Raw genomic sequence first — 8,765 nt, 5'->3', positions numbered from 1 at the left:
ACCTGGCCCCACCTCGACGGCATCGCCACCGACCCCACCGACCTGCCCACCTACCCCTTCCAACGCGAGCGCTACTGGCTCAAGCCCGCCACCGGAACCGTCGGCACCGGTCTCGCCTCGGCCGGACTCGCCACGGCCGACCACCCCCTCCTGGCCGCCGTCACGGAACTCCCCGACGGCAAGGGGCACCTGTTCACCGGCCGGCTCTCCGCCGACAACCCGGCCTGGACCGCCGAGCACGAGATCTACGGCGCACCCGTGCTGCCCGGCACCGCCTTCATCGACCTGCTGCTGCACGCCGCCGCGCATGTCGGCTGCAACCGGATCGACGAGCTCACCCACCACGCCTTCCTGGCCATCCCGGAGCAGGGCGCGCTGCAGCTGCGGCTGGTGATCGAGCCCGCGGACGGCACCGGGCGGGCGGCCTTCGCCGTCTACACCCGCCCCGATGACACGACCACCGCCCCCACCTGGACCTGCCACGCCTCCGGCTCCCTCGTCACGGCACCCGAGGCCGACGGGGAGAGTCTGACCGCCTGGCCGCCCGCGGACGCCACCGCCGTCGAACTCTCCGACTTCTACGCGCACTTCATCGAGCGCGGCTACCACTACGGTCCGTTGTTCCAGGGGCTGCGCACCGCCTGGCGGAGCTCCGACGCCGTCTACGCCGAGATCGCGCTGCCCGACGGCTTCGAGCCGGGCGAGTACGGCATCCACCCCGCCCTGCTGGACGCCGCCCTGCACCCCGGCGCCCTCGTCCCCCGGACCGGTCCGGACGGCGAGCGGGTCGTGGCGGCCACCGGGCACGTCCGGTTGCCGTTCTCCTGGAGCGGGGTCGCCCTGCACGCGACCGGTGCGACCCGGCTACGGATCCGGGTGAGCGAGCCGACGCCGGGCACGGTGACCATGGCCGTGGCCGACGCGACCGGCGCCCCGGTGATGACCATCGGCGCGCTGACGATGCGCGAGGTCGACCCGAGTCGCCTCACCGAGGCCCGAACCGCCCTCTCCGGGGCCGCTGCGCTGTACCGGGTGGACTGGCAGGAGCAGGACCTCCGCGGTCGGGGCTCCGCCACCGGCTCCTGGGCCCTCCTCGGCGATGCCGCGTCCGCCGCCGCGCTCCGCGCCACCGGTCTCGACCTCGTCCGGCACCTCGACCTGGCCGTTCCGGAGGGCGAGGAGATCGAGCGCACCCACGCGCTCGCCACCGGCGCCCTCGCCGCGCTGCAGGACGTCCTCACCGACGAGTCCCTCGCCGACGCCCGTGTCCTGGTCGTCCTCCCCCATGAGACCGGCAGCCCGGCGGTCGGCGCCCTGGTCGGACTCGTCCGCTCCGCCCAGGCCGAGCACCCCGACCGCATCGTCCTCGCCCATCAGGACGGCACCGAGGCGTCCGCCGCCGCGCTTCCGCTCGCGCTCGGCACCGGCGAGCCCGAACTCGCGCTCACCGAAGGCGCCTTGACCGTGCCCCGGCTGGCCAGGGCCACCACCCCGGACACGTCGCAGAGCACCCCGCTCGACCCGGACGGCACCGTCCTGATCACCGGCGGCACCGGCACCCTCGGCACCCTCCTCGCGAAACACCTGGTCACCACCCACGGCGTCCGCCACCTCCTCCTCGCCGGCCGACGCGGCCCGAACACCCCGGGCTCCACCGAACTCACCACCGAACTCCAGGAGCTGGGCGCCACCGTCACCATCGCGGCCTGCGACACCACCGACCGCGAAGCCGTGAACACCCTGCTCGCCGGCATCCCCACCGAACACCCCCTCACCGCCGTCATCCACGCCGCCGGCATCCTCGACGACGCCACCCTGACCTCACTCACCCCCGAACGCCTCACCACCGTCCTCCGACCCAAGATCGACGCCGCCTGGCACCTCCACCAAGCCACCGAACACCTCGACCTCCGCGCCTTCGTCCTCTACTCCTCCATCGCCGCCACCATCGGCAGCCCCGGACAGGCCAACTACGCCGCCGCCAACGCCTACCTCGACGCCCTCGCCACCCACCGCCACACCCACGGCCTACCCGCCCACTCCCTCGCCTGGGGCCCGTGGCAGCAGGAGGCGGGCGGCATGACCGCGACGCTGACCGAGCAGGACCACGCCCGCATGCGCCGGACCGGCCTGCTGCCGATCCCGGCGGAGCGCGCCCTGGCGATGTTCGACGCCGCGCTGGCCGGCGGGAGCGCGACCGCCGTCGCCGCCCTCTTCGACACCGGCCGGCTGCGCGCCTCCGGCGAGGTGCCCGCGCTGTACCGCGGCCTGGTGCGCGGGGTCGCCCGGCGGGCGGCGCAGGGCGTCGCGGCCGGCGCTTCGCCCGTACTGGAGCAGCTGCACGGGCGGAGCCCGGCCGAGCAGGAGCAGATCCTGCTCGACCTCGTCCGCGGCGCCGTCGCGGCTGCGCTCGGCCACAGCTCGGTCTCGTCCGTCGACCCGGCCGGCCAGTTCAAGGAGCTCGGCTTCGACTCGCTGACCGCCGTCGAGCTGCGCAACGCGCTGGCCGCCGGCACCGGCCTGCGGCTGCCCGCCACCCTGACCTTCGACCACCCGACCCCCACCGCCGTCGCCCGCTTCCTGCTCGCCGGGCTGCTCGGCGACGGCGGCGCGGTCGCCGGCGCCGCCGTACCGACGGCCGTGACGGCCCGCGCGGACGACGACCCGATCGTGATCGTCGGCATGGGCTGCCGCTTTCCCGGCGGCGCCGACACCCCCGAGGCGCTGTGGCGGCTGGTCGCCGACGGCGTCGACGCGATCGGCGACTTCCCGGACAACCGCGGCTGGGACGTCGAGAACCTCTTCGACGCCGACCCGGAGGCGATCGGCAAGACCTACGCCCGCCAGGGCGGCTTCCTCTACGACGCCGACGAGTTCGACGCCGACTTCTTCGGCATCAGCCCCCGCGAGGCGCTCGCCCTCGACCCCCAGCAGCGCCTGCTGCTGGAGACCAGCTGGGAGGCGGTCGAGCGGGCCGGCATCGACCCGAAGTCCCTGCACGGCAGCCGTACCGGCGTGTTCACCGGCGTGATCGCCCAGGAGTACGCCTCGCTGACCTACCTCGGCGACGAGGGCGCCGAGGGCTATCTGGTCACCGGTCTCGCCGCCAGCGTGGCGTCCGGCCGGGTGTCCTACGTGCTCGGGTTGGAGGGCCCGGCGCTCACCGTCGACACCGCGTGCTCCTCCTCGCTGGTCGCCCTGCACCTGGCCGTCCAGGCGCTGCGGCAGGGCGAGTGCACCATGGCCCTGGCCGGCGGCGTCACCGTGATGGCCACACCGGGGATGTACCAGGAGTTCAGCCGTCAGCGCGGGTTGTCGCCCGCCAGCCGCTGCCGGTCCTTCGCGGGCTCCGCCGACGGTGTCGCCTGGGGCGAGGGCGCGGGCATGCTGCTGCTGGAGCGGCTCTCCGACGCCCGGGCCCACGGGCACCGGGTGCTCGCGGTGGTCCGCGGCTCGGCGGTCAACCAGGACGGCGCCAGCAACGGGCTCACCGCCCCCAACGGGCCGTCGCAGCAGCGGGTCATCCGGGCCGCGCTGGCCGACGCCGGGCTGGCTCCCGACCAGGTGGACGCGGTCGAGGCGCACGGCACCGGCACCACCCTCGGCGACCCGATCGAGGCCCAGGCCCTGCTGGCCACCTACGGACAGGCACACGAACCCGAACGTCCCCTCTGGCTCGGCTCGTTCAAGTCCAACATCGGCCACACCCAGGCCGCGGCCGGCGTCGCCGGTGTGATCAAGATGGTCGAGGCGATGCGCCACGGCGTGCTGCCCAAGACCCTGCACGTGGACGAGCCCACCCCGCACGTGGACTGGGCCGAGGGCGCGGTCTCCCTGCTCACCGAAACCCGGGACTGGCCCGAGACCGACCACCCGCGCCGCTCCGCCGTCTCCTCCTTCGGTATCAGCGGCACCAACGCCCACATCATCCTGGAGGCCGCACCGGAGAGCGCCGGGCCCGTCGGGACCGGGACCGAGCCGGTCGGGGACGTCCCGGCGGCCGTCCCGTTCGTGCTCTCCGCCCGGACCGAACCCGCCCTGCGCGAGCAGGCGGACCGGCTGCGCGCGCACCTGCTGGACCGTCCGGACGTCGACCCGGTCGCCGTCGCCGGCGCCCTGGCCACCTCCCGGGGCCGGTACGAGCACCGCGGGGTCGTCATCGGCCGGGACCGCGAGGAACTGCTGAGCGGTCTCGCCGCGCTCGCCGCGGACCAGACCTCACCGGCCGTCGTGACCGGCCGCGCCGAGCAGCCCGGCCGCACCGTGTTCGTCTTCCCCGGCCAGGGCTCCCAGTGGGAGGGCATGGCCCGCGACCTGCTGGCCGAGTCCCCGGTCTTCCGCACCCACCTCGAGGCCTGCACCCAGGCCCTCGCCCGCCACACCGACTGGAACCTGCTCGACCTGCTCGAACAGCGTCCCGACGCCCCCTCCCTGGAGCGGGTCGACGTCGTCCAGCCCGCCCTGTTCGCCGTCATGGTCTCGCTCGCCCGCCTCTGGGAATCCCTCGGCGTCCGCCCCGACGCCGTCATCGGCCACTCCCAGGGCGAGATCGCCGCCGCCCACATCGCCGGCGCCCTCACCCTCGACGACGCCGCCCGCGTCGTCGTCCGCCGCAGCCAGGCCATCACCGCGCTCGCCGGCACCGGCACCATGGCCAGCATCCCCCTGCCCGCCGACCAGGTCGAACCCCTGCTCACCCGCCACGACGGCGACGCCCACATCGCCGCCGTCAACGGCCCCAACCACACCGTCATCGCCGGCACCGTCGAGGCGCTGAACGCCATCGTCGACCGAGCCCAGGCCGACGGCATCCGCGCCCGCACCATCCCCGTCGACTACGCCTCCCACAGCCCCCAGGTCGAAGCCATCCGCGACCGGGTCCTCACCGACCTCGCCGGCCTCACCCCCCAGCCCTGCGCCGTCCCGCTCTACTCCACCCTCACCGCCACGTTCATCGACACCACCGTCATGGACGCCGACTACTGGTACACCAACCTCCGCAACCCCGTCCTCTTCGAACAGTCCGTCCGCGCCCTCGTCGAAACCGGCCACACCACCTTCATCGAGACCAGCCCCCACCCCGTGCTCACCAACCCCGTCGAGGAGATCCTCGACGGCACCGGCCGGGCCATCGGCACCCTGCGCCGCGACCACGGCGACCTGGCCCGCTTCCTCACCTCCGCGGCGCAGGCCCACACCACCGGCACCTCCCTCACCTGGCCCGCCCTGCCGACCGCCCCGGCGGTCCCGGTGGAGCTGCCCACCTACCCCTTCCAGCGCCGGTCGTACTGGCTGAAGCCGGTCACCACCACCGACCTCGGCAGCACGGGGCTGCGCCCGCTGCGCCACCCGGTGCTGGCCGCCGCCACCACACTGCCCGACGGCACCCACCTGTTCACCGGCCGGGTCTCGCCGCACCAGCAGCCCTGGCTCGTCGACCACGCCGTACTGGACGCCGTACTGCTGCCCGGCGCCGCCTTCGTCGAGCTCGCCCTGCACGCCGCCCAGCGGACCGGCCGCCCGCACCTGGCCGAACTCACGCTCCAGCACCCGCTGGTGGTCCCCGAGGACGCCGCCGTCGAGGTCCAGGTCGCGGTGGGCCCGGCGGAGGGCGGGGCCGGCCGTACGGTGACCGTCCACTCCCGCCCCGCCGACCCGACCGGCGACGACCAGCCGTGGACGGCGCACGCGGTCGGCACCCTCACCGTCGAGGCGCCCGACCGCCCCCCGGTCGAAGAGGCCTGGCCGCCGGCCGGAGCGACTCCGGTCCCGGTCGACGAGTTCTACCCCCGGCTCGCCGCGCGCGGCTACCACTACGGCCCGCTCTTCCAGGGCCTGCAGGCCGCCTGGCGGCGCGGGGCGGAGCTGTACGCGGAGGTCGTGCTGCCCGGTGACGGCGGCACCGACGACTTCGGCATCCACCCCGCCCTGCTGGACGCGTCCCTGCACGCCTCACTGCTCGACCTCGGGCCCGAGGGCATCCGGCTGCCGTTCTCGTGGACCGACGTCGACCTGCACGCCGTCGGGGCCCGCGCGCTCCGGGTACGGCTGTCGCCGACCGGCCCGGAGAGCGCCCGGCTGGCCCTCTCCGACTTCGACGGGCTTCCGGTCCTGACGGTGGACTCGCTGGCCGGCCGCCCGATCACGCCCGAGCAGCTCGCCGCGGTCCGCACGGTCGCCCGTCCCCCGCTGTACCGGGTGGAGCAGGCGGCGCGGGACCTCACCGGCCGTGCCCCCGTCACCGGGCCCTGGGTGGTCATCGGCGACGAGGCGTCCGCCGAAGCGCTGCGCACCGCGGGCGTCGGCGTCCTCCGCCACCTTCCGCTCACCGCTTCCGCCGACGACGACGAACCCGCCCGCGCCCACGGCCTCGCCCGGCAGGCCCTCGCCGCCCTCCGGGAAGCCCTCACCGACGAGGCCCTCACCGACAGCCCCGTTCTGGTCGCCACCCGGCACGCCGACGGCCTGGCCGCCTCCACCGTCCGGGGACTCACCCGGTCCGCCCAGGCCGAACACCCCGACCGCATCGTCCTCGCCCACCTGGACGACACCGGGCACCACCTCCTGCCCGTCGCCCTCGCCGACGACGACGAACCGGAACTCGCCTTGGTGGACGGCCGGTTGACCGTGCCCCGGCTGGCCAGGGCCACCACCCCGGACACGTCGCAGAGCACCCCGCTCGACCCGGACGGCACCGTCCTGATCACCGGCGGCACCGGCACCCTCGGCACCCTCCTCGCGAAACACCTGGTCACCACCCACGGCGTCCGCCACCTCCTCCTCGCCGGCCGACGCGGCCCGAACACCCCGGGCTCCACCGAACTCACCACCGAACTCCAGGAGCTGGGCGCCACCGTCACCATCGCGGCCTGCGACACCACCGACCGCGAAGCCGTGAACACCCTGCTCGCCGGCATCCCCACCGAACACCCCCTCACCGCCGTCATCCACGCCGCCGGCATCCTCGACGACGCCACCCTGACCTCACTCACCCCCGAACGCCTCACCACCGTCCTCCGACCCAAGATCGACGCCGCCTGGCACCTCCACCAAGCCACCGAACACCTCGACCTCCGCGCCTTCGTCCTCTACTCCTCCATCGCCGCCACCATCGGCAGCCCCGGACAGGCCAACTACGCCGCCGCCAACGCCTACCTCGACGCCCTCGCCACCCACCGCCACACCCACGGCCTACCCGCCCACTCCCTCGCCTGGGGCCTCTGGGCTCAGGACAGCGCGCTCACCGGCGGTGTGGACGACACCGCCCGCGCCCGCATGGCCCAGCGCGGGATCCTGCCGCAGGCCACCACGGAGGCACTCGCCCTGTTCGACGTCGCGCTCGGCACGGACCTCCCGGTCGCCGTGCCGGCTCGGTTCGACCTCGCCGCCCTGCGGCAGCGCGCCGCCGACACGGACGTCCAGCCGCTGCTGCGCGGCCTGGTCGGGGCGGTGCCGCGCCGCAGTGCGCACGCCGGACCGGCCGACGAGCACGGGCTGCGGACCCGCCTGGCCGGCCTGTCGCCCGAGGCCCAGGACCAAGCCCTGCTCGACCTCGTCCGCGCCCAACTCGCCACCGCGCTGCACCACTCCGAGCCCGAGGCGATCCCGGCCCACCGCGGTTTCCTGGAGCTGGGCCTGGACTCGCTGACCGCCGTCGAGCTGCGCAACGCGCTCGCCCGGGCCACCGGGCTGCGCCTGCCCGCGACACTCGTCTTCAACCACCCCACCCCCACCGCACTCGCCGCCTACCTGCGGGGCGAACTCCTCGGGAAGAACACGGACTCCGCCGCCCCGGCCACGGCAGCGGCCGGGGGCGAGGACGCGATCGCCGTCGTGGGCATGGGCTGCCGGTACCCCGGCGGGGTGACCACGCCCGAACAGCTCTGGCGGCTGGTCGCCGAGGGCATCGACGCGATCGGCGACTTCCCCGACGGACGCGGCTGGAACATCGAGGAGATGTACGACCCCGACCCGGACGCGCACGGCAAGACCTACACCCGGCACGGCGGCTTCCTGTACGACGCCGACCGGTTCGACCCCGAGTTCTTCGGCATCAGCCCGCGCGAGGCCCTCGCCGTCGACCCCCAGCAGCGACTGCTGCTGGAGACCAGCTGGGAGGCGTTCGAGCGGGCCGGGATCGCCCCGGACAACCTGCGCGGCAAGCCGGTCGGGGTCTTCACCGGCGTCATGTACTACGACTACGGCACCCGCCTGGCGGACCGCACCCCGGACGGCTTCGAGGGCTACCTCAGCACCGGCAGCGCGGGCAGTGTGGCCTCCGGCCGGATCTCCTACACCTTCGGGCTGGAGGGCCCGGCGGTGAGCGTCGACACCGCGTGCTCCTCCTCGCTGGTCGCCCTGCACCTGGCCGTCCAGGCGCTGCGGCAGGGCGAGTGCACCATGGCGTTGGCCGGCGGTGTCACCGTGATGGCCACGCCCACCACCTTCCTGGAGTTCAGCCGCCAGCGCGGGCTGTCCCCGGACGGACGGTGCAAGTCCTTCGCGGGCGCCGCCGACGGCGTCGCCTGGGGCGAGGGGGCCGGCATGCTGCTGCTGGAGCGGCTCTCCGACGCCCAGGCCGCCGGGCACCCGGTGCTCGCGGTGATCCGCGGCACCGCGATCAACCAGGACGGCAAGAGCAGCCAGCTCACCGCACCGAACGGCCCTTCCCAGGAGCGGGTCATCCGTACGGCGCTGGCCAACGCCCGGCTGACCGCCGACCAGGTCGACGCGGTCGAGGCACACGGCACCGGCACCACCCTCGG

Annotated in this window: 1 protein-coding gene; it reads left to right on the top strand. The window is 74.8% G+C overall.

Features of this window, described 5'->3' with window-relative positions; genetic code table 11:
* Nucleotides 1-8,765: SDR family NAD(P)-dependent oxidoreductase (locus ACH4E7_RS44890; RefSeq protein ID WP_396255010.1), on the top strand; the 8,765-nt coding region annotated here is incomplete at both ends.

Source organism: Kitasatospora sp. NPDC018058 (assembly GCF_044327205.1).
GTDB lineage: Bacteria > Actinomycetota > Actinomycetes > Streptomycetales > Streptomycetaceae > Kitasatospora.
This window is presented reverse-complemented; position numbering and strand designations above follow the sequence as displayed.